Origin of the sequence: Bradyrhizobium erythrophlei (genome assembly GCF_900129505.1) — a bacterium.
GTDB lineage: Bacteria > Pseudomonadota > Alphaproteobacteria > Rhizobiales > Xanthobacteraceae > Bradyrhizobium > Bradyrhizobium erythrophlei_D.
Window position 1 is genome coordinate 8,987,877 of sequence record NZ_LT670818.1, and the last position, 20,441, is coordinate 9,008,317.

The 20,441-nt window shown below is 63.7% G+C and carries 17 protein-coding genes; 8 read left to right on the forward strand and 9 right to left on the reverse strand.

All coding sequences use genetic code 11. The features are described from left to right. Positions 1–11 precede the first annotated feature (11 nt). Positions 12–1,892: an ethylbenzene dehydrogenase-related protein gene (locus B5525_RS42540; RefSeq protein ID WP_079572449.1), complete on the forward strand. Its 1,881-nt coding sequence runs from the start codon at positions 12–14 to the stop codon at positions 1,890–1,892. Continuing rightward, positions 1,892–2,980 (forward strand): 2Fe-2S iron-sulfur cluster-binding protein, encoded by a 1,089-nt coding sequence (locus B5525_RS42545; protein WP_079572451.1) that lies wholly within the window; start codon positions 1,892–1,894, stop codon positions 2,978–2,980. Before B5525_RS42540 ends, B5525_RS42545 begins: the two co-directional genes overlap by 1 nt. Before the next feature lie 26 nt (positions 2,981–3,006). On the opposite strand, the gene B5525_RS42550 is transcribed toward B5525_RS42545, so the two are convergent. Continuing rightward, positions 3,007–3,417: a F0F1 ATP synthase subunit epsilon gene (locus tag B5525_RS42550; protein WP_079572453.1), complete on the reverse strand. Its 411-nt coding sequence runs from the start codon at positions 3,415–3,417 to the stop codon at positions 3,007–3,009. A gap of 660 nt (positions 3,418–4,077) precedes the next feature. On the opposite strand from B5525_RS42550, the gene B5525_RS42560 reads away from it, so the two are divergent. The 4 genes from B5525_RS42560 to B5525_RS42575 are packed head-to-tail and all read left to right on the forward strand — an operon-like array spanning position 4,078 to position 9,153. Beyond that, the gene (locus B5525_RS42560; protein WP_079572457.1) at positions 4,078–5,694 is read left to right on the forward strand and encodes an ABC transporter substrate-binding protein; all 1,617 of its coding nucleotides are present in this window, start codon (positions 4,078–4,080) and stop codon (positions 5,692–5,694) included. A 24-nt stretch (positions 5,695–5,718) separates the two neighbouring features. Continuing rightward, entirely contained in the window at positions 5,719–6,696 is a 978-nt protein-coding gene (locus B5525_RS42565; protein WP_079572459.1) for an ABC transporter permease, read from the forward strand. A 4-nt stretch (positions 6,697–6,700) separates the two neighbouring features. Further along, a complete protein-coding gene (locus B5525_RS42570) occupies positions 6,701–7,531 on the forward strand; it encodes an ABC transporter permease (RefSeq protein ID WP_079572461.1) in 831 nt (276 codons plus the stop codon). Further along, on the forward strand, positions 7,528–9,153 hold the full coding sequence (locus B5525_RS42575; RefSeq protein WP_079572463.1) for an ABC transporter ATP-binding protein: 1,626 nt from the start codon (positions 7,528–7,530) through the stop codon (positions 9,151–9,153). Before B5525_RS42570 ends, B5525_RS42575 begins: the two co-directional genes overlap by 4 nt. Before the next feature lie 3 nt (positions 9,154–9,156). On the opposite strand, the gene B5525_RS42580 is transcribed toward B5525_RS42575, so the two are convergent. Then, positions 9,157–10,461: an NAD(P)/FAD-dependent oxidoreductase gene (locus tag B5525_RS42580; RefSeq protein ID WP_154073761.1), complete on the reverse strand. Its 1,305-nt coding sequence runs from the start codon at positions 10,459–10,461 to the stop codon at positions 9,157–9,159. Positions 10,462–10,582: 121 nt separating this feature from the next. On the opposite strand from B5525_RS42580, the gene B5525_RS42585 reads away from it, so the two are divergent. Then, positions 10,583–11,437, forward strand: a complete 855-nt coding sequence (locus B5525_RS42585) for a VOC family protein (protein ID WP_079572466.1) — start codon at positions 10,583–10,585, stop codon at positions 11,435–11,437. Between the two features lie 119 nt (positions 11,438–11,556). Here the strand turns inward: B5525_RS42585 and pobA are convergent, their stop codons facing one another. Beyond that, positions 11,557–12,729 (reverse strand): 4-hydroxybenzoate 3-monooxygenase, encoded by a 1,173-nt coding sequence (gene pobA, locus B5525_RS42590; protein WP_079572468.1) that lies wholly within the window; start codon positions 12,727–12,729, stop codon positions 11,557–11,559. 50 nt (positions 12,730–12,779) lie between these two features. On the opposite strand from pobA, the gene B5525_RS42595 reads away from it, so the two are divergent. After that, on the forward strand, positions 12,780–13,685 hold the full coding sequence (locus B5525_RS42595) for a helix-turn-helix domain-containing protein (RefSeq protein WP_079572469.1): 906 nt from the start codon (positions 12,780–12,782) through the stop codon (positions 13,683–13,685). A gap of 1,272 nt (positions 13,686–14,957) precedes the next feature. On the opposite strand, the gene B5525_RS42605 is transcribed toward B5525_RS42595, so the two are convergent. The 6 genes from B5525_RS42605 to B5525_RS42630 all read right to left on the reverse strand — a co-directional run bounded on the left by B5525_RS42605 (position 14,958) and on the right by B5525_RS42630 (position 20,439). Beyond that, a complete protein-coding gene (locus B5525_RS42605) occupies positions 14,958–15,974 on the reverse strand; it encodes an MBL fold metallo-hydrolase (protein WP_172900090.1) in 1,017 nt (338 codons plus the stop codon). A 383-nt stretch (positions 15,975–16,357) separates the two neighbouring features. Next, positions 16,358–17,317 (reverse strand): Gfo/Idh/MocA family oxidoreductase, encoded by a 960-nt coding sequence (locus B5525_RS42610; protein ID WP_079572474.1) that lies wholly within the window; start codon positions 17,315–17,317, stop codon positions 16,358–16,360. A gap of 1 nt (position 17,318) precedes the next feature. After that, positions 17,319–18,173, reverse strand: a complete 855-nt coding sequence (locus tag B5525_RS42615) for a class III extradiol dioxygenase subunit beta (RefSeq protein WP_079572476.1) — start codon at positions 18,171–18,173, stop codon at positions 17,319–17,321. Beyond that, entirely contained in the window at positions 18,173–18,562 is a 390-nt protein-coding gene (gene ligA / locus B5525_RS42620; RefSeq protein ID WP_079572477.1) for a protocatechuate 4,5-dioxygenase subunit alpha, read from the reverse strand. The genes B5525_RS42615 and ligA overlap by 1 nt, the downstream gene beginning before the upstream one ends. Before the next feature lie 12 nt (positions 18,563–18,574). Continuing rightward, positions 18,575–19,504 (reverse strand): amidohydrolase family protein, encoded by a 930-nt coding sequence (locus tag B5525_RS42625; protein ID WP_079572479.1) that lies wholly within the window; start codon positions 19,502–19,504, stop codon positions 18,575–18,577. An 11-nt stretch (positions 19,505–19,515) separates the two neighbouring features. Further along, positions 19,516–20,439, reverse strand: coding sequence for a DUF1932 domain-containing protein (locus tag B5525_RS42630; RefSeq protein ID WP_079574503.1), 924 nt, complete (start codon positions 20,437–20,439; stop codon positions 19,516–19,518). Positions 20,440–20,441: the final 2 nt, after the last annotated feature.

Sequence of the window (20,441 nt, forward strand, 5' to 3'; positions counted from 1 at the left end):
GGAGCGCGCGCGTGAGGCAACGGAAAACCGATTACGGCACGATCATCCTGCACTGGCTGCTGGTGGCTGCGTTCGGCGTCGCCTTTGTCAGCGGATTGCGGATCGCGACCGAAGCACCCGGACGCGGCTGGATCAATCTGTTCGACGCCGTGCTGCCGCGCCAGAGCGTGTGGGTGGCGCACATGCAGGCCGCCATGGTGCTGGTGGCGGTGTCGATCGCCTACGTCGTCTATCTGGCGAAGTCCGGCCTCGGCCGCCGCGTCCAGTTCGACAAGATTCGCCTGCGCGGATTGTTCGGCCGCAAGCAGGCCAGGCTCGGCGCCTACAACATCGTCCTGTACTGGATCTTCTTCGTCACGATGCTGGCGCTGATCGTCAGTGGCGGGCTGTTGTATTTCGGCTTTTACGCCGGCCACGACGTGGCGACGCTGCACTGGTACGGAACCTGGGTGATAACGGCGTTCGCAGGCTTTCATGTGCTGGCGCATTTCCGGATCGGCGGCGCGTCGCAGCTGCTTCGGATTTTTCGCCCGACCCGTCTCACCGCGCCGCCGCCGCGGCTCGATGCCGTCGAATTGCTGACATTGCTCGCGGAGCAATCGGCGCGGCTGGCTCCCGACACCGCCCAACCGCCTGTCAATCCGGCACCGCCGCTCAACGACGGCGCGCGGGATCGGACGGCCGCCCAGAGTTCGACCGCGCAAGCGCGGCCCGCAGCCAGGGAGCAGAGCCGCGCTTCAAAGCCGCGCAATCCGACCTTCCAATCCAACCCTTTCGTCGTCGCCGCGGCCGTCGCCATCACCGGCGCGTCCGTCATCCTGGCGGCCGACCGGCTGGCGGTCGACCAGTTGCGGATTCACCGCATCACCAGCGTGGACGCGCCTGTGCTCGACGGCGACACCTCCGATCGGGCCTGGCGCAACATCACGCCGTTTTCGCTGATGACCAGCGAGGGCGGCAATTTCGACGGCACCGGCGAAACCAGAATCGAGATTCGCGCGGTGCACGACGGCACATGGGCGTATTTCCTGTTCACCTGGGAAGATCCGACCCGATCGCTGAAGCATTTGCCGCTGATCAAGGAAGTCAACGGGTGGCACGTGCTTCACGACGGCCTCGAGGCCGGCGACGAGCATGACTACAGTGAGGACAAGTTCTCGGTGCTGTTTACCACCATGAATGTGACGCTAGCGGGCGACCGGACGTTTCACGCCAGTCCGCAGCCGATTGCGGATGCGCCGGCGACCATGACCGGCCGCGGCCTGCATTTCACCGCGGCCGGCTACGCCGACGTCTGGCAATGGAAGGCGACCAGCGGCGGCTCGACCGGATGGATGGACGACGCGCATTTCGGTCCGCCTTTGGCTCCGACGCCGATGCAACTGCGCAATGTCGTTCCCTACAAGGGCGGTTTCGCGCCCGACCCGGGGACGGCAAATTACTCGGACAATTTTGTCGTCGACGCCGATGGCAGCGGCGGCGCCCGGCTGATCGCGCCCCGGCGGTTGCCAAGGGATCTGGCGGCCACGATCGCGGCCATGGGCCAGGTTGATATCGATCCCAACCACGGCGAGAACGAAGGCTCCCGCTGGTACATGACCGAGGATGAATCGATCCCGTATTCCGCGGAGGCCGATGCCCGCATCCCGGCAGGCACGGTCATCCCGGGCGTGATCATTGCCGGCGAGTTCACGGGCGATCGCGCCGATGTGCGATGCGCGGCGCGCTGGGCCTCGGGGCACTGGGCGCTGGAAGTGGCGCGCCGCCTCGACACCAACAGCCAATACGACGTGCCGATCAAGACCGGCGTCTTCATGCGGGTCGCGGCCTTCGATCACAGTCAGATCAGACATACCCGGCATGTCCGGCCAATCCGTATCGAGGTGGAATAATGGCAAAGACCTGTAAAGTGACGCTGAACAACGAGGCGTTCCTCGCGAATTGCGGGGACCTGCTGCTCGATTCGGCGTTGATGAACGGCATCGACCTGCCGCATGACTGCCGCAGCGGGATCTGCGGCGCCTGCCGCGTTCGCCTCGTCGATGGCAAGGTGTTCGGCGGCCAGGAACATGGTGACGACATGATCCACGCCTGCCAGGCCCGGGTCGTTTCCGATCTTGAGATCGTAAGCGAACCCGTGCCCGATCAGGTCTCCTTGCCGGGGCGGGTGGCTAAGCTGGTTCGGTTGGCGCCCGACGTCATCGGCGTCGACGTGGAGCTGCCGAAACCGCTTCACTATCTTCCCGGCCAGTATTGCAAGCTGCAGTTCCGCGGCTTCCCGGAGCGGTCTTTCAGCCCGACCTATCCGCTGGAGGGACGCCCTGATCCTCGCCTGCTGCATTTTCACATCCGGCGGCTTTCCGACGGGACCGTCTCCTCCGCGCTCGGCCGGGAGATCGGCATCGGCCATCGCGTCAAACTGACGGGGCCGCTTGGCACCGCCTTTCTGCGGCCAGATCATGCCGGCAGCATCGTTGTCGTCGCCAGCGGCACCGGCTTCGCGCCGATGTGGTCGATCGCGGTCGCCGCGATCATGGAGCGGCCACAGCGCGAACTGATCTTCGTGGTGGCGGCGCGAAAGCTGCAGTCGCTGTATATGCACAACGCGCTGTGCCGGCTGGCGCTGTTTCCCAACGTCACGATCATTCCGGTCGTATCGGAGCCGCAGAACGTCTCGCCCGCCATCCGCGTCGGACGGCCGACCGAGCATCTGCCGAATTTGTCGGCCGACGATGTGGTCTACACCTCGGGCGCGCCGGCCATGACCGAAGCAGTGGCGCAGATCGCACGCGCCGCCGGCGCCAAATGCTATACCGACCCCTTCGTCGCGAGCAGTCGACCCGACGACCCGGCCACGGTGGTGGGACGCCTCACCGGCTGGCTCAACAACCCGCGAAGCGGTCCGCCGATCGTGCGGCCGGCGCGGAAGCAGGCGAGCCGGATGGCCGCGCCGCGTGCCGCGTTCGGCAACGCGCGCTGAACGCATACGCTGATCGTGTGCGCGGGCTAGAAGGCAGTGGCTGGAGCCAGGCTGATACGGATCGACTTGTAATGGTCGAGCCGCGCAATCTCGCGATCGAGCTCGGCGCCGGGCGATTGTTTCGCCAGGCCTTCCTGCATCTCCGCGATCTCGGCCTCCAGTGCGGCAAGATCGAGATCCTCGACGGAAGTGGCGGATTCCGCGAGGATCGTGAGATCGTCCTGCGAAAATTCGGCCAGGCCGCCGAAAACCACAAACCGGTCGCGGATGTTTCCCGCGATCGCGGTCACGAGCCCGGGGCGAAGCATGGCGACAACCGGCGCGTGGCCGGCAAGGACGCCGAAATCGCCCTCTACACCGGGCAAATCGACCTGATCGACCTGGCCCGAGAACAACAGCTTCTCGGGCGATACCAGGCTCACTTGAAAGGTTGGCACAATGCTTTCCAGTCGTTCGTCGCATTATGCCGGCACTTTACCCGGCACAATGCCGAAGTCCAAACGGCCTGTCAGCGCCGCCCGGCTCAGCAGCCACGGCAGATGTTCTTAATCTTGGCGTCCAATCGGGCATTTTCCTCGGCGAGCAGATCGCCAGCCTGGCCCGTTGACGCCGCGGGCGCTGGCGCTGCCGCTGATGGCTTGACCCTGGCGGCCGATGCCGCAGCCTTGTCGTAACAAGCGAGGCGATCGCTGGACTTCGTGATCGACCGGCATTCGCTGGTTTGAGCGATCGCAGGCCCGCAAAACGTACAAAGCACGACCAACAGCGCAACGGCTTTCATCATTATTCTCCAAAAGGACTTGAGAATCATATTGTGCCGGATAGTCGCAGGTGCTGTTGATCCAACTCAAGGGGGATGACGGCATTTGCCGCTGCCGAACCCCGCTCGTTTGGGCCGTCGCGGATGAACCATTTGAGTTCGGGCAAGCCCGCCCACGCGCCGATGGCCCAATCATGCCCGTCCGCAGGTCCTGCCAGCAGGTAATTCCCTGTCCGGGCTTTTTTAGGAAATGACTCGGTCCGCGATTGTGTCGTACCGTCCGGCCACGTGCCCCCGAGCCCCCGCTGGCGATGGTTTACGTTGAGGAGTCTTTTCGATGGATTTAACACGGCTGGAGATCAACCGCCGCACCGCCCTGCTGACCTCGGCCGCAATTGCCGCAAATGTCATCAACCCGATGCGGGCCTTTGCGGAGGAGACGCCGCGCAAGGGTGGCGTTTTCAACGTTCACTATGGCGCCGAACAGCGCCAGCTCAATCCCAGCATCCAGGCGTCCACCGGCGTCTACATCATCGGCGGCAAGATCCAGGAAAACCTGGTCGATCTCGACGGCAAGGGCCAGCCGGTCGGCGTTCTCGCCGAAAGCTGGGAGGCCTCGCCCGACGGCAAGACCGTCACCTTCAAGTTGCGCAAAGGCGTCACCTGGCACGACGGCAAGCCGTTCACCTCGGCGGATGTCGAATTCACGGCCATGCAGATGTGGAAGAAGATTCTCAACTACGGCTCGACGCTGCAGCTGTTTCTCACTTCCGTCGACACCCCCGATCCGCAGACCGCCATCTTCCGTTATGAGCGGCCAATGCCGCTCAACCTGTTGCTGCGCGCGCTGCCGGATCTCGGTTATATCTCGGCGAAGCATCTGTATGAATCCGGCGATATCAGGCAGAACCCGACCAATCTCGCACCCGTCGGCACCGGTCCCTTCAAGTTCGTCAAATACGAGCGCGGCCAATACATCATCGCCGACCGCAATCCGGATTATTGGCGTCCCAATGCGCCCTATCTCGATCGCATCGTCTGGCGGGTGATCACCGACCGGGCCGCGGCGGCCGCGCAGATGGAAGCCGGCGAACTGGACTACAGCCCCTTCTCGGGCCTGACGATTTCCGACATGGCGCGGCTCGGCAAGGACAAGCGCTTCATCGTCTCGACCAAGGGCAATGAAGGCAATGCCCGCACCAACACCATCGAATTCAACTTCCGCCGCAAGGAATTGTCGGATGTCCGCGTCCGCCGCGCCATTGCGCACGCCATCAACGTTCCGTTCTTCATCGACAATTTCCTCGGCGATTTCGCCAAGCTCGGCACCGGGCCGATCCCGTCCACCTCGACGGATTTCTATCCGGGCGCGAACACGCCGCAATATCCTTACGACAAGGCGAAGGCGGCAGCGCTGCTCGATGAGGCCGGCTTCAAGCCCGGCGCCGGCGGCACCCGATTTTCGCTGCGCCTGCTGCCCGCGCCATGGGGCGAGGACATCTCGCTGTGGTCGACCTTCATCCAGCAGTCGCTGTCCGAGATCGGCATTCCCGTCGAGATCGTGCGCAACGACGGCGGCAGCTTCCTCAAGCAGGTCTATGACGACCATGCGTTCGATCTCGCCACCGGCTGGCACCAGTATCGCAACGATCCCGCGGTATCGACGACGGTATGGTACCGCTCCGGCCAGCCCAAGGGCGCGCCCTGGACCAACCAGTGGGGATGGGAAGATCAGACGGTCGACAAGACCATCGACGACGCGGCGACCGAAATCGAGCCCGCCAGGCGCAAGGCGCTCTATGCCGAGTTCGTCAAGGAGGTGAACACGGAATTGCCGGTCTGGATGCCGATCGAACAGATCTTCGTCACCGTCATCAGCGCAAAAGCACGGAATCATTCCAATACGCCGCGCTGGGGATCGGCCAGCTGGCACGATCTTTGGCTTTCCGCGTGACGTAAACTCCGACAAGATGACCCGATGCGCATCTTGAGACTTGCGGGGCGGCGTCTCGCCGCCTCGATCCCGACATTGTTCCTGATCCTGATCGGCATCTTCGTGCTGCTGCAGTTCGCGCCGGGCGACACCGTCGACGCGATGATGGCGCAGATGGGCGGCGGCGACGCCGCCACCGCGCGGGAACTGCGCCATTTCTACGGGCTCGATCTTTCCATTCCCCTGCAACTCGGAAACTACCTCTGGCGCCTTGTCCGTCTCGACCTCGGTTTCTCCTCGATCTACGGCAAGCCGGTCGCATCCGTCATCCTGGAACGGCTGCCGCCGACCATCCTCCTGATGACGGCGTCGCTGTCGTTCGCGTTCTTCTTTGGCCTCTTGTTCGGCGTAATCGCCGCGCGCGGCGTCAACAAATGGCCGGACACGCTGATCTCGATCACGGGCCTGATCTTCTACGCCACGCCCTCATTCTGGTTCGGCTTGATGGCCATCGTGGTATTTTCCATCTACCTGCAATGGCTGCCCGCCGGCGGCTTCGAGGATATCGGCGCGGTGCAGACCGGCCTCTGGCGCACCATCGACATCGCGCGCCATCTCGTTCTGCCCACTTTGACGCTCGGCCTGATCTTCCTCGCCATCTATCTGCGCATCATGCGCGCCTCGATGCTGGAGGTGCTCAATCTCGATTTTGTCCGGACCGCCCGCGCCAAGGGGCTCGACGAGACACGTGTGGTGACCCGCCATGTCCTGCGCAACGCGTTGCTGCCGATGGTCACGCTGATCGGGCTGCAGGCGGGAACCATGCTGGGCGGCTCGGTGGTGGTCGAAAGCGTATTTTCGCTGCCGGGGCTCGGCCGGCTCGCCTATGAATCCGTGGTCCAGCGCGACCTCAACACGCTTCTGGGAATCGTCTTCGTTTCCGCCCTGCTCGTTATCATTGTGAATTTCGCCGTCGACCTCATCTACGCGCGGCTCGATCCACGCATCATGGCGGAGGGCTGACGGCATGGACGCGGTCAAACGCTATTTTCGGAGCCCTCCCGCCGTGGTCGGGCTGGTGCTGCTCCTGATCGTGGTGGCGATGGCGATCAGCGCCAGCTGGATCTATCCGCGCGAGCCGCTGGCGCTGGCGGGCCGGCCGCTGATCTGGCCGTTTTCCAATCCGCGGTTCCTGCTCGGCACCGACAATTCCGGCCGCGACATCGCCGCGCAAATCTTCTATGGCGCGCGTATTTCGCTCCTGATCGGTGGCGTCGCCACCGCCATTGCCATCACGATCGGCGTCCTGATCGGCGCTTTCGCGGGCTTCTATGGCGGCTGGGTTGACAACGTTCTGATGCGCATTACCGAAGCGTTCCAGACCTTGCCCAATTTCGTGCTGCTGCTGGTGCTGGTCGCGGTGTTCGGCTCGACACTGACCACCGTCACCATCGCCGTCGGCGTGGTGTCCTGGCCGGCGCCCGCCCGGCTGACCCGCGCCGAATTCCTGTCGCTGCGAAATCGCGAATTTATCCAGGCCGGGCGGACGCTCGGCATGCGGGACATCCAGCTGATCCTCGGCGAGATCCTCCCCAACGCCCTGCCGCCGGTCATCGTCTACGCCAGCGTGGTGATGGCGGTCGCGATCCTGCTCGAAAGCGCGCTCGCATTCTTGAGGCTGTCCGATCCGAACGTGGCGTCCTGGGGCAATCTGATCGGCTTGGGACGCGATGTATTGCGGGTGCAGTGGTATGTCTCGGCGATCCCGGGCATCGCCATCCTGCTGACGGTGCTGGCGGTGTCGCTGGTCGGTCAGGGATTGAACGACGCGCTCAACCCGAGGCTCAAAGCAGGATGAGCGAGCCATCGGGCGCCATCCTGGCCCTCGAGGGGCTTAGCGTGCAGTTGCCGCCCGGAGCCGACCGGCCGCATGCGCTTTCGAACGTGTCGCTCGAGATCGCCGCGAACGAAATTCTTTGCGTGGTCGGGGAATCCGGATCCGGCAAGTCGATGATGGCGAGCACCATCATGCAATTGCTGCCGAACGGCGTCAGCATCGATGGCGGCCGCGTGATGTTCGAAGGCCACGATCTGGCGAAAGCCACCGCGACCGAGATGCGCCAGGTGCGCGGCGCCGGCATCGCGATGATCTTCCAGGAGCCGATGACCGCGCTCAATCCGCTGCGCACCATCGGCGACCAGATCGGCGAGATGTTCTCGATCCATACCGATCTGTCCCGCGCCACGATCCGCGCCAAGGTGCTGGCGCTGCTCGAAGACGTGCGCATCTCCGATCCGAAAGCCGCCGCACGGGCCTTTCCGCATGAATTATCGGGCGGCCAGCGCCAGCGCGCCATGATCGCGATGGCGCTGGCGCTCGACCCAAAGGTCCTGATCGCGGATGAGCCTACCACCGCGCTCGACGTGACCACGCAGGCGCAGATCCTGGCGCTGATCCGCGACCTGCAGCAGCGGAAGAAGACGGCCGTGCTGTTCATCACCCATGATTTCGGTGTCGTTGCCGAAATCGCGGACCGCGTCGCCGTCATGCAGCACGGCTTGATCGTCGAACAGGGCGTTGCAGCTTCGGTCCTCAACGCGCCGCAGCATCCCTATACGAAGCAACTGATCGCAGCGGTCCCGCCCCTCACCTCCCCGCCGCCATGCGGGCTGTCCGACGACATTATCCTGAGCATCGACAACGTCTCGAAGACCTACCGGACAGGCGGGTTTCTCGGCCGCGGCGCGCGTGTGACGAAGGCGGTGAAAAACGTTTCGCTGAAACTTCCGCGCGGCGCGACGCTCGGCATCGTCGGCGAATCCGGATCGGGAAAATCCACCCTCGCCCGCTGTCTGGTCCGGCTGATCGATCCCGACGCCGGCGCGATCGTCCTTGAGGGCAAAGACTGGGCGAAAATGGCGCGCGAGGACGTTCGCCGCGAAACCCGCCATATCCAGATGGTGTTTCAGGACCCGTTCGGCTCGCTCAATCCGCGCCGCAGGGCTGCCGAGCTGGTCGCACAAGGGCCGATCGTGCACGGCACGCCGCGGGCCAAGGCGCTCACTGATGCGAAAGAGCTGTTTGCGCTGGTCGGGCTCGATCCGTCGGCCAGCGACCGTTTTCCGCACGAATTCTCCGGCGGCCAGCGCCAGCGTATCGGGCTTGCTCGCGCGCTGGCGCTCCGTCCCGAGGTGCTGGTCGCGGACGAAGCCGTCTCCGCGCTCGACGTCTCCGTACAGGCGCAAGTGCTGCAGCTTCTCGCCGGCCTGCGCCAGCGGCTCGGTCTTTCCATCGTCTTCATCACCCATGATCTCAGGGTAGCCGCGCAAATCTGCGACCTTGTCGCGGTGATGAAGGACGGCGAAGTAGTGGAGCAAGGGCTGGCGGGCGATGTCTTCGGCCGGCCGCAGCATCCCTATACGCGAGCGCTGCTGGATTCGATTCCCGGCGGCGCTTTTGCAAGGCAGCACGAGGTATAAAACTCAGGCGATTTCCCGCGCATCGCGCCGCCGGTAGACCATCAGCATCAACGGCGCCAGACGGCGCAGCAATCCGTGCGCGGGAATCGGCACGGGTTCGGAGAACGGCAGCGCGAGATCTTTTTCCGCGACGCCGCGCACGGCCTTGGACAATTCATCGCCAAGCGCGATGGCGAGCGCGACCGCGCGGCCGTTGCAGCCGGTCCAGCCATAGGCGTCGGTCCCGAGCCGGTGAATGCGGGGAAAGAAATCGGTGGTCATGCCGACATAGCCGTTCCAGACGTAATCGAATTCGACCAGCCCGATCTGCGGCCACAGCCGCTGCAGACGCTCGGTTACTCTCGCCTTGAGCCGCTCGGGCTTGTTGCCTGGACCGATCACGGCGCCGCCCGTGACCAGGCGATTGCGCGCATCGTAGCGCGCGAAGTAGAGCTCGCCATGCGTGTCGGACATCGCCTGCCGGTCGGGAATGACGGTCTTGCGCGCCTCATCGGACAAAGGCTGCGTCGCCATCTGCCAGGACAATATCGGCATGACCTCATGCGCGATATCGGGCATCAGGGATTTTGAAAATTCGTCGGTATAGGCGTTGGTCGCCATGACCAGGGCGCGACCGCTGATCTCGCCCTTTTCGGTTTTGACAATCCAGCGGTCGTTGCGCCGCTCGAAGCTGATCGCAGGCGAACGCGCGTAGATGCGGCAGCCCTGCTCCAGCACGACGCGCGCAAGCCCGCGCGCCAGCGCCAGCGGATTGATGTGGCCGCCGGTCTTGTTCCAGAAGCCGCCGAACCAGGCCTCCGATCCCAGCATCTTCCCCACCTCGTCGCGGGAGAGCAGTTCGACCGGCGCGCCGAATTTCGACCACTGCCGCACCCGCCGCTCGGCGATCTTGATACGCCCCGGCGAATGCACCGGCTGCACCCAGCCGGTCTGCTCCTGCTCGGCCTCGATCTGATAGCGCCGCGCGACGTCGAACAAGGTCGAGGCGCAGTCGCGTAGCAGAGTTACAAAACGTTCGCCCGCAGCGCCATGCTTTGCCACGATGTCCTCGGGATCGGGCCGCGACAAGGTCGGGATCACCTGCCCGTTGTTGCGCCCCGATGCACCCCAGCCCGGCTCCATGGCCTCGACGATGGCAACGTCCACGCCCGCCTCGCGCAAATGCAGCGCGGTCGACAATCCCGTGAAACCGCCGCCGACGACGATGACGTCGGCCTCAGCCGTCCCGATCAGCTCCGGCAGCTCGGGACCTGTGGGAGTCACCGCGGCCCACAGCGAATTGGGCCAGCGGACATTTGCGCTATCCATCATCGTCCTCATCTGTGCCGATCGGCGCACGCACGCGCGACACCCATGCATGGGTCGGCTTGCGGTCGCCGGATCGATCTGGTTAGCTTAGTACGCCAATTCACGCCGGGGAAACAACAGAGTGGCACTCAAGAACGTCATCGGAATCGACCATGCCGTCGTCATGGTCAGGGATCTCGACAGGGCCGCCGAGAGCTGGAAGCGGCTCGGCTTTACCGTATCGCCGCGTGGCACGCACAGCGCGCATATGGGATCGGGCAATTACACCATCATGCTCGACCCCGACTACATAGAATTGCTCGGCGTGCTGGTTGAAACAGAACATAATGCTCCGGCGCGCGCATTTCTCGCCAGGCGCGGCGAAGGCATCGAGCGCATCGCATTTACGGCGGTGGATTCGGCCGCCGGTGCGGAGGAAATTCGCGCGCGCGGCTTTGAGCCCGTGGGCCCGATCGATTTCGAGCGGCCGGTCACGATGCCGGACGGCAGCCTGTCGTCGGCCAAATTCAGGGTGTTTCAGTGGCCGGTTGCGGAAGCGCCGGGCGGCGTGCGCATTTTCGCCTGCCAGCACAAGACGCGCGAAACGGTCTGGATTCCCGAGTTGATGAAACACGCCAACGGCGCCAAGCGTCTGCGGCAGGCGCTGATCGTTTCACCGGAGCCGGCGAAGGATGCCGCGCACCTCGCGCGCATGATCGATCGCGAGACGAGGGCCGAGCCTGACGGCGCGGTGGCGGTGCCCTCCGGCTCGGATCGTGCCGATTTCGTATTCCTCACCAGGGATCAGTTGGGCCGGCGCTATCCCGGAGTCTCGCTGGCAGGCGTACCGGAACGCGGCGGCGCGGGCCTCGTGATCGCATCGGATCTCGCCGCGGCGGAGAAGGCGTTCGGCAGCGCCGGCGTCCGCAGCGGCAGCGCGGTTTGCGTCGCGCCGGCCGCGGCTAACGGCACGCTGCTCGCCTTCGTCGCGGCGTAGCGCTACATCGCGGGCATCACATCTGCGCTCGAAGATGGTGGTGCCAGGCATTGGTTTTACCTGACCCCTGGCCGGCGCGATTTGTTCTGGATCAAATCGAAGCCGGCCGGACCGGATGGTCAGAAAGGCAGCCCCACATAATTCTCGGCCAGCGAGCGCTGCGCGGCCTCGGACGAGAACAGATAGGACATATCCGTTTCCTGCAGCTTGTCGTCATAGGGGATGTTGTTCGGGAAGCGATGCAGCAACATGGTCATCCACCATGAAAAACGCTGCGCCTTCCAGACCCGCGCCAGCGCCTTTTTCGAATAACCATCAAGGCCAGTGTCGTCACCCTTTTTGTAATGATCGACCATGGCGTGATAGAGGTAATAGATATCGGAGGCGGCGCTGTTGAGCCCGCGGGCGCCGGTCGGCGGCACGATATGGGCGGCGTCGCCGGCGAGAAACAGCCGGCCATACCGCATCGGCTCGGCGACGAAGCTGCGCAAGGGCGCGATGCTCTTCTCGATCGAGGGGCCGGTGATCAGGCTGCTTGCGACCTCGGCCGGCAAGCGGCGCTTGAGTTCGGCCCAGAACGCATCGTCCGACCAGTCTTCCGGCTTATCCTCGAGCGGCACCTGGATGTAGTAGCGGCTCAGCACCTGCGAGCGCAGCGAGCACAGCGCAAACCCCCTCTCATGCTTGGCGTAGATCAACTCCGGCGAAACCGGCTTGGTCCGCGAGAGAACGCCGAGCCAGCCGAAGGGATAGATGCGTTCGTATTCCCGCAGCACATCCTTCGGGATCGATTTACGGCTGACCCCGTGAAATCCGTCGGCGCCGATGACGTAGTCGCAATCGATCCGGACGATCTGATCGCCGTCGCGATAGGTGACGTAGGGTGCATCCGATTTCAGGTCGTGGGGCGTGACATCCTCGGCATTGTGGATGACCTTGCCGCCCATTTTGTCGCGCGCCTCATAGAGATCGCGCGTCAGTTCGGTCTGGCCGTAGACGACGACCGAACTGCCGCCGGAGTATTTGAAGAGATCGACGTGATCCATCACACCGTCATGGGCGATATGGAATCCCCGGTGAATCTCGCCCTCGCGGTCCATGCGCTCGCCGCAGTTCGCTTCGCGCATCAATTTTGCAAAACCGTGCTCCAGCACGCCGGCGCGAATCCGCGCCAGGACATATTCGCGGCTGTATTTCTCGAGAACCACGGTTTCGATGCCCTGCAGATGCAGGAGCTGCGACAGCAGAAGACCCGACGGTCCGCCGCCGATGATGCAAACCTGGACTTTCATCGCCTTTCCTCCCTGTTTGGACGATTCTGCCTGTTTTGTATCGGTAAGGAATGGATCGAGTTTCCATTTTCTTGTACAATTCGAACATGCAGAAGACGGCGGCCAGCCACACTGTTCAGACCTATAATTTGTTCGGCGAGGCCGGCGATCTACCCGACGTCGTGCATTGCGAAACCATCGCAGCGCGTTCGGTGCTGCACGAATGGGAATTCGCCCCGCACCGGCATGCGCGCCTGCACCAGATTCTGCTGATCGAACGCGGCAGCGGACAGGCGACGCTGGAGGGACGCATCCACGCGCTGCGGCCGATGCGGGTCGTCAACGTGCCGGTCGGCCATGTCCACGGCTTCACTTTCAAGCCGGGAACGCAGGGCTGGGTGCTTACCGTCGCCGCCGAAATGCTGGATGAGGTGCTGACGCCGTTGGAGGGATTGCGGCGGGTGCTGGCGCATTCGGCCGTGCTGCGCGGCACCGCGCAGATGCGCATGGCGATGCAGCAGGTCTTCGCCGAATTCGCCGGGCGCGAATTTGCCCGGGCGCATGTGCTGCGCGCCTTGTCCGGTGCCCTGATCGGGCTGGTCGCGCGCGAACTGGCCGCGGGCGGGCGGGCGCCGGGCGGCCTGGCAAAATCCGACCTCTTCGTGCGGTTCGAAGCGCTGCTCGAGCAACACTTCCTGCAGCACTGGACCGTGTCCGACTATGCGGCCGCGCTGTCGATCACGCCGACGCATCTGAGCCGCCTCGCCCGTTCGGCGACCGGCCACGCGGCATCGAAGCTGATCCTCGACCGGGTCATTCGCGAAGCCCGGCGCAATCTCGTCTACACCAACCTGCCGGTCTCGATGATCGCCTACGCGCTCGGCTTCAACGATCCGGCTTATTTCAGCCGGATCTTTTCCGCCTCCACCGGCCTGTCGCCGCGAAGCTTCCGCGACAAGGTGCACGCATCCGCCTGACCGGCCCATCAGCAAGCGTGGATCGGCGGGGTGCTTCGGCAAACTCTCTGCCGGGGAGTGAACTGATAGACCCCCCAACCCGACCTCGAGAGCGAGCTTTGCTCGCCTCGGACCCCGCCACGCGCAAGGGCGCGTGGAGGGAGGGGAGTTCAAGAGCGGTGCGCGGTCGTCCGGACGACGAATTCTATTTCCCGATTCAAATTTCAAACAACGAATATGCGTTCGCAGTCTCGCGGCGAAAGCTGATCCTTTCCCCCCTCCCCCCGCGAAGCGGTGGGGAGGGGTCGGGGGTGGGGGGTCTATCGGCTGGGACCGCAGCTTCGGTGGACGCCGCACTACCCCCCACCCCCGACCTCGAGAGCGAGTTTCGCTCGCCTCGGACCCCGCCACGCGCAAGGGCGCGTGGGTGGAGGGGAGCTCAAGAGCGGCGCTTCGCTTGGCCGGGACGACGGGGTTACTTTCCGATTCAAATTTCAAACAGCGGATATGCGTCCGCGTTCTCGCGGCACGATGTCGCCCGAGTTTTGCGTTTCGTTGTCCCTCGAAAGAAGAGGGAGCAGGGAATGCCGGATGCGCGCTGCACCCGCGGTCTCGTGTGCAAAGATGTGCGAAAGAAAACGCACACGAGCATACAGGTTCAGCGGAGGCACTCCGGCATTCCCTGCGCAATGGCTTTACGGCTTATAACGCGCTCTCCCCGGAGAATCGGGCCTTGTTGTCTCCGTCGCCTGCGAATAGCTGGCGCATCCGCGCCCGGTCGGGCCGACTTGCCTTTTCGCAGACTTGACGCCAACCGCTGAGGCGTCAGGACCACACGACCTCACCGTACGCTTCGGCACCGCTCGTCAGCACGCACGACGATCGCTCACGGGCCCGAAGGCCGCCCTACCATCCTGTCGCGCGCACGACGCCACCGCGTCCACCGCATCCCATCCCAACGTTCGTGACGATGGCCAACGCCCCTTCCTCGGGGACAGGATGTCGGAAGTAAAAAGTGATTTGCGCGACGACGATAGCGAAAATCTGCCCGGCGGGTTGTTTTGTCGCAGGCCGGGGCGCAGGATTGCGCCTGTGTGGAGAGCGAGCTTTTCTCCGACCTCATACTGAGGAGCCCCGCGCAGCGGAGCGTCTCGAAGGATGGCCGCGAGGCCGACACGGACGAGACGTCGCGACGGGTTTCGCTTCGCTCTACCCATCCTACGCGCTTCCGCGACAAAATTCTTGGGGTCGCCTAGTGTGACCCAAAGGCGACTTGCGCCCTCTTTGGCCACATCACACAACCATCAAATCTTTGCCGACGATGATCTCGCCCTTGAAGTACTTCGCCACCGGAGCGCGCCAGGTTTCATCGTCGATACTGTCGATGGCCGGAGTGAGGTGCGACAGCACGAGCGTTTTGACGCCTGCTTCCTGGGCGATGCGGCCGACATCTTCGGAGGGTGTGTGGTCCGCCTTCATATGCGCCATGAAGGCGTCGAATTTCACCGGCCGACCCTGGGCGATCTGTCCTCTGATGTATGTCTCGACGGCCGGCACGTACATCGTTTCGTGAACCAGCACGTCGGCGCCTTTGGCCATTTTCGCCACAGCTTCAAGCGGTGCAGTGTCGCCAGAAAATGCAATAGAGCGGTCCTTGAAGTCGAAGCGATAGGCCAGCGCTGGTTTCACCGGCGGATGCTCGACAAGGATCGCCGACACCTTGACGTTGTCGTCCTGCGTTACCACACCGGCAGTGAGGATTTCCTGGACGTTGACTGACGCCAGCGGCTTCATGTGGAAATCCTCAGCCCAAAAATCGATGGTCTGCTTGTAGGCGCGCATGAAGTCCTCGGTCATTTGCTTGAGGGGTGGCGGGCCGAAAGCACGCACGTCGAGTGGCAAACCCTGCATCCAGCCGACGATCAGTAGCGGACCGTATTCAATGTTGTGATCGGCGTGATGGTGGGTGATGAAGATCGATTTCAGCGCGTGAAATGGGATCCCGGTGCGAGCATATTGGTTGGTAACTCCCATTCCGCAATCAAGCACATAGGCTGCGCCGTTGCTCAGCATCACGTGTGAAGTCATTTCGCGCGAGCGACCCGGCACCGGACCAGCGGCAGTGCCGAGCAGCACCAGCTTAGTGCCCTTTGCATCCTTCAAAACGGCTTGCGCTTGTTGCGGGGTCCAGCGCGGCCCGTCGGTTTGCGCGGTGCTTGGCCCGACTGTGGCGGCCAGCGTCGGCGTAGCCAACAGACCGGTCAGCAGGCTGCGGCGTGAAAGGCCGAATAGCGTGGATGTATCTGGCACGGTTTGTCTCCCTGGATCCGATGTTTTGCGGTCGGCTTTTGCTCGATGTGGTTGAAGTGGCGCGATATCGACTTCTCGATGACCGCACAATTCGAAGACGCCAGCTGTTGGCACATAGCGTCCGTTAACGCGATGCGGCGATGTCCGGAGTTGGCAGCAACCCGGACTCCTCGCCGACGGTCTCGATCTGAAGCCCCTTGGCCAGATGCCGACGTTCATGTCTGATCCAATTCGGCCGTCGGAATGGGCATCAAGCGTCGGATTTCAACCCCTATGTGAGTTCATACCTCTTCGTTCTCGATCTCGAACAATATGGCCGCGTCCTGGCGTGGCTCCGTGACGGCGGGTGGACAGGCGCGCCGCGCTTGGCGTCGCGCCTCTTTTCAAGCGGCGTTGAGCTGCTGCTCCAGATCGTGCAACACCTGGTAGCACGGCAGCACCTGGGCGACGCTCGAGTTCGGCTCGCGGCCCTCGCGGATGGCGGCGAAGAACTCGCGGTCCTGCAGTTCGATGCCGTTCATCGACACGTCGACCCTGGAGACGTCGATCTTCTCTTCCTTGCCGTTGAAGAGGTCATCGTAGCGGGCGATGTAGGTCCCGGTATCGCCGATGTAACGGAAGAAGGTTCCGAGCGGACCGTCGTTGTTGAAGGACAGGCTGAGCGTGCAGATCGCGCCATTGGCCGCCTTGAGCTGGATCGACATGTCCATCGCGATCCCGAGCGTCGGATGGATCGGCCCCTGGACCGCGTTAGCCTTCACGACCGGCGAGCGCGTCTGGTAGGCGAACAGGTCCACCGTATGCGCCGCATGATGCCATAACAGATGATCCGTCCAGCTGCGGGGCTGGCCCAGCGCATTCATGTTCGAGCGGCGGAAGAAGAAGGTCTGCACATCCATCTGCTGGATATTGAACTCGCCGGCCACGATCTTCTTGTGCACCCATTGATGGCTGGGATTGAAGCGCCGGGTGTGGCCGCACATCGCCACCAGCCCGCTCTTCTTTTGCAAATCGACAACGGCCTGCGCATCGACAAGCGAATCGGCGAGCGGGATCTCGACCTGCACATGCTTGCCGGCCTTCAGGCAGGCGATGGATTGCGCCGCGTGCATTTGCGTCGGCGTGCAGAGGATCACGGCATCGACTTCCTTCAGCGCGAGACTGTCGGCAAGGTCGGTAGCCGCATGCGCGATGCCGTATTTGGCGGCGATTTCCCTGGTCGGCTCCAGCCTGCGGCCGACCAGCGAGACGACCTCGACGCCGTCGATGTTCTTGATGCCGTCCAGATGCTTGATGCCGAACGCACCGGCGCCGGCGAGCGCCACCTTGATCGTCTTGGTCACGTCAATTGTTCTCCAGAATCAGATGGCCCACGGCGGTGTTGCTGGCGGGCACATGGTAGAAGCGGTGCCGCGTCGTCAGCGGCTTGCCGCCATTGACATCGTCCATGGCGCCGCGGGCGATCAGCCACATCACGAGCTCGATGCCCTCGCTGCCGGCCTCGCGGACGTAGTCGATGTGCGGCGTGGCGGCGAGTTTCTCAGGCTCGGCAATCAGGCGATCGAGGAAAGCCTGGTCCCACTCCCTGTTGATCAGGCCGGCGCGCGGCCCCTGCAGCTGGTGGCTCATGCCGCCGGTGCCCCAGATCTGCACGTTGAGCGGCTCGTCGTAGGACTCGATCGCCTTGCGGATCGCCTTGCCGAGCATGTAGCAGCGCCGGCCCGAGGGAACCGGATACTGCACGACGTTGACGGCGAATGGAATCACCGGGCATGGCCAGGCCTGCGGCTGGCCGCACATCAGGCTCATCGGCACCGTCAGGCCGTGGTCGACCTCCATCCTGTTGACGATGGTGAGATCGAAATCATCCTGGATCACGGATTGCGCGATATGTGCCGCGAGCTTCGGATGGCCGATCACCTTGGGTACCGGACGCGGGCCCCAGCCCTCGTCGGCGATCGCGAACTCGGGCGCGGTACCGATCGCAAAGGTCGGGATGATGTCGAGGCTGAAGGCGTTGGCGTGATCGTTATAGACGAGGAAAATCACGTCCGGCTTGTGATCCTTCAACCATTGCTTGGAGAAGTCGTAGCCCTTGAAGACCGGCTGCCAATACGGCTCGGCGGTCTTGCCGAGGTCGAGCGCGGCGCCGACGGCCGGAATGTGCGAGGTGTAGACGCTCGCTGAGATATGGGCCATCACTTCTTCTCCCCGGTGTAGCGGTTGCCTTCGATCGAGCGGCCACCGCCGACCATCATGTTGCGGTATTCCTCTTCGCTCATTCCGGTCATGCTGCCGGCCATCTGCTGAAAACTCTTGCCGTCGGTCGCGCCGATCTTGGCGAGGAAGTAGATATTGCCGCCGAGCTCAATGCAGCGATTGAGATCGCGCGCGAGCACGGCCTTTTTCTGGTCCTCGCTCATCGGCCATTCGTCGAGATAGGCGCGCTCATCGGCCTTGAAGCGGGCGCGGTTGTCCGCTTTCATCAGCGACATGCAGAACTGGTTCAGATGATAGCCCTGGCGCGACATGTCGGCGTCGAAGACCGTGGTACCGGGCACATCCTTATAGGGTTTTTCCAGTGACATCGGATCGTCTCCTCAGGATTGTTCGGGCCAATAGAGCCGCATCGGATTGTCGACCAGCAGCTTGCGCTGCAGCTCCGGCGTGGTCGCAATGTGCGGAATGAAATCGACCAGCAGGCCGTCATCGGGCATGTGGTCCTTGAGATTGGGATGCGGCCAGTCGGTGCCCCACAGCACGCGATCGGGAAAGGTCTCGACGATACGCCGGGCGAACGGGATCACGTCGCGGTAGGCGTTCTGCTCGCCGTCGAGCGCGCGCGGGCCCTTGACCGACAGTCGCTCCGGGCAGCTCACCTTGGACCAGACGTTCTGGTGATCGCGCATGAATTTTACGAACAGCTCGAACTCGGGCCCCTCGAGCGGCTTGGTGATATCCGGCCGCCCCATGTGGTCGACGACGATCGTGGTCGGCAGCGAAGTGAAAAAATCCCACAATTCGGGCAGGTCCACCACCTCGAAATAGATCACGACGTGCCAGCCCAGTCTGGCAATGCGGCCGGCGATCTCGATCAGCTCATCCTTGGGCGTGAAATCGACCAGGCGCTTGACGAAGTTGAAGCGCACGCCGCGCACGCCGGCGTCGTGCATGCCCTTCAGTTCGGCATCGCTGACGTTGCGTTTGACGGTGGCGACGCCGCGCGCTCTGCCGCCGGAATGGACGAGCGCGTCGACCATCGCGCGATTGTCGGCGCCGTGGCAGGTCGCCTGCACCACCACATTGCGGGCGAAGCCGAGATGGTCGCGCAGCGCATAGAGCTGCTGCCTGGAGGCGTCGCAGGGGGTGTATTTGCGCTCCGGCGCGAAAGGAAACTCGGCACCCGGGCCGAACACATGGCAATGCGCGTCCACGGCGCCGGCCGGCACCTTGAAGCGCGGCTTTGAGGGGCCGGCATACCAGTCGAGCCAGCCGGGTGTCTTTTCAAATGGGGTCTTCTGGGATTCCATCGCTGCCTGTCTCATTCCTTTGACTTTATCATGCCGAGGATCCGGTCGGCTTCCGTGCGCCAGTCGGGACTCTTGGCAAATTCCCTGGTGCCTTTGGGACCGAACAGGCCCTCGTCGGCAAGGTCCGCGACCCAGGCCTGACGCTCGGCCGTACCCTGCGCCGACCACGGCGTCAGGCCGATCTCGCGCACGGTCTCGGCCACCTCGCGCACTTCCTCGCTGCGGCGGCGGCCATGTTCGATGACGCGCTGGAAGAAGTAAGCACCCTGTTTCTCCCAATTGATGCCGGGAAACGTCTCCGCCAGCGACGCCAGCACCGCGTCTTCGACGCCGTAGGCCCGCGCGGTCGTAAAACTTTCGATCACCATCGCTTCCAGGCCCTTGATCATGACGCTGCGGCACATCTTGACCGCCGACGCGACGCCGAGTTGTTCGCTCGCGACCTTGGCGTCGAAGCCGAGCTCCACCAGCAGCGGCGCGAAGTCCCGTGCGCTGCCGCCGCCCAGCAGCAACGGCACCTTGATGCGGTACGGCGGGACCGAGGTCATGACCGCGCCTTCAACATAGCGGCCGCCGGCACCATCGATCAGGTCAGCCGCGCGCCGCTTGGCGCCGGGCGAGGCCGAGTTGAAGTCGAGAAACCAAGCGCCTTTTTTCACAGCGGGCGCGCAAGCACTCGCCACCGGCACGGCCTGGCTCGCCGTCACCGCAGAAACAATCAAATCAGCCTTGGCTGCGAGATCCGCGTGCGAGGATGCCAGCGCCACGCCGAAAGCTCCGGCATGATCGCGCAAAGGTCCAGCCTGTTCGCCGCCGAGCTTGATGTCGTAGGCGCTGACCTTGACGTCCTGCTTGCGCAGGTCCTCGGCCAGGATACGGCCGACCTCGCCGTAACCGACCAGACCCACATGCCACTGGTTTGAAGCGACGGACATGA

What these genes read in the sequence shown, in the direction of transcription:
- B5525_RS42545 (WP_079572451.1), top strand. Translation starts at nt 1,892, where the DNA reads ATGGCAAAGACCTGTAAAGTGACGCTGAACAACGAGGCGTTCCTCGCG.
- B5525_RS42560 (WP_079572457.1), top strand. Translation starts at nt 4,078, where the DNA reads ATGGATTTAACACGGCTGGAGATCAACCGCCGCACCGCCCTGCTGACC.
- B5525_RS42565 (WP_079572459.1), top strand. Translation starts at nt 5,719, where the DNA reads ATGCGCATCTTGAGACTTGCGGGGCGGCGTCTCGCCGCCTCGATCCCG.
- B5525_RS42570 (WP_079572461.1), top strand. Translation starts at nt 6,701, where the DNA reads ATGGACGCGGTCAAACGCTATTTTCGGAGCCCTCCCGCCGTGGTCGGG.
- B5525_RS42575 (WP_079572463.1), top strand. Translation starts at nt 7,528, where the DNA reads ATGAGCGAGCCATCGGGCGCCATCCTGGCCCTCGAGGGGCTTAGCGTG.
- B5525_RS42580 (WP_154073761.1), bottom strand. Translation starts at nt 10,461, where the DNA reads ATGGATAGCGCAAATGTCCGCTGGCCCAATTCGCTGTGGGCCGCGGTG.
- pobA (WP_079572468.1), bottom strand. Translation starts at nt 12,729, where the DNA reads ATGAAAGTCCAGGTTTGCATCATCGGCGGCGGACCGTCGGGTCTTCTG.
- B5525_RS42595 (WP_079572469.1), top strand. Translation starts at nt 12,780, where the DNA reads ATGGATCGAGTTTCCATTTTCTTGTACAATTCGAACATGCAGAAGACG.
- B5525_RS42615 (WP_079572476.1), bottom strand. Translation starts at nt 18,173, where the DNA reads ATGGCCCATATCTCAGCGAGCGTCTACACCTCGCACATTCCGGCCGTC.
- ligA (WP_079572477.1), bottom strand. Translation starts at nt 18,562, where the DNA reads ATGTCACTGGAAAAACCCTATAAGGATGTGCCCGGTACCACGGTCTTC.
- B5525_RS42625 (WP_079572479.1), bottom strand. Translation starts at nt 19,504, where the DNA reads ATGGAATCCCAGAAGACCCCATTTGAAAAGACACCCGGCTGGCTCGAC.
- B5525_RS42630 (WP_079574503.1), bottom strand. Translation starts at nt 20,439, where the DNA reads ATGTCCGTCGCTTCAAACCAGTGGCATGTGGGTCTGGTCGGTTACGGC.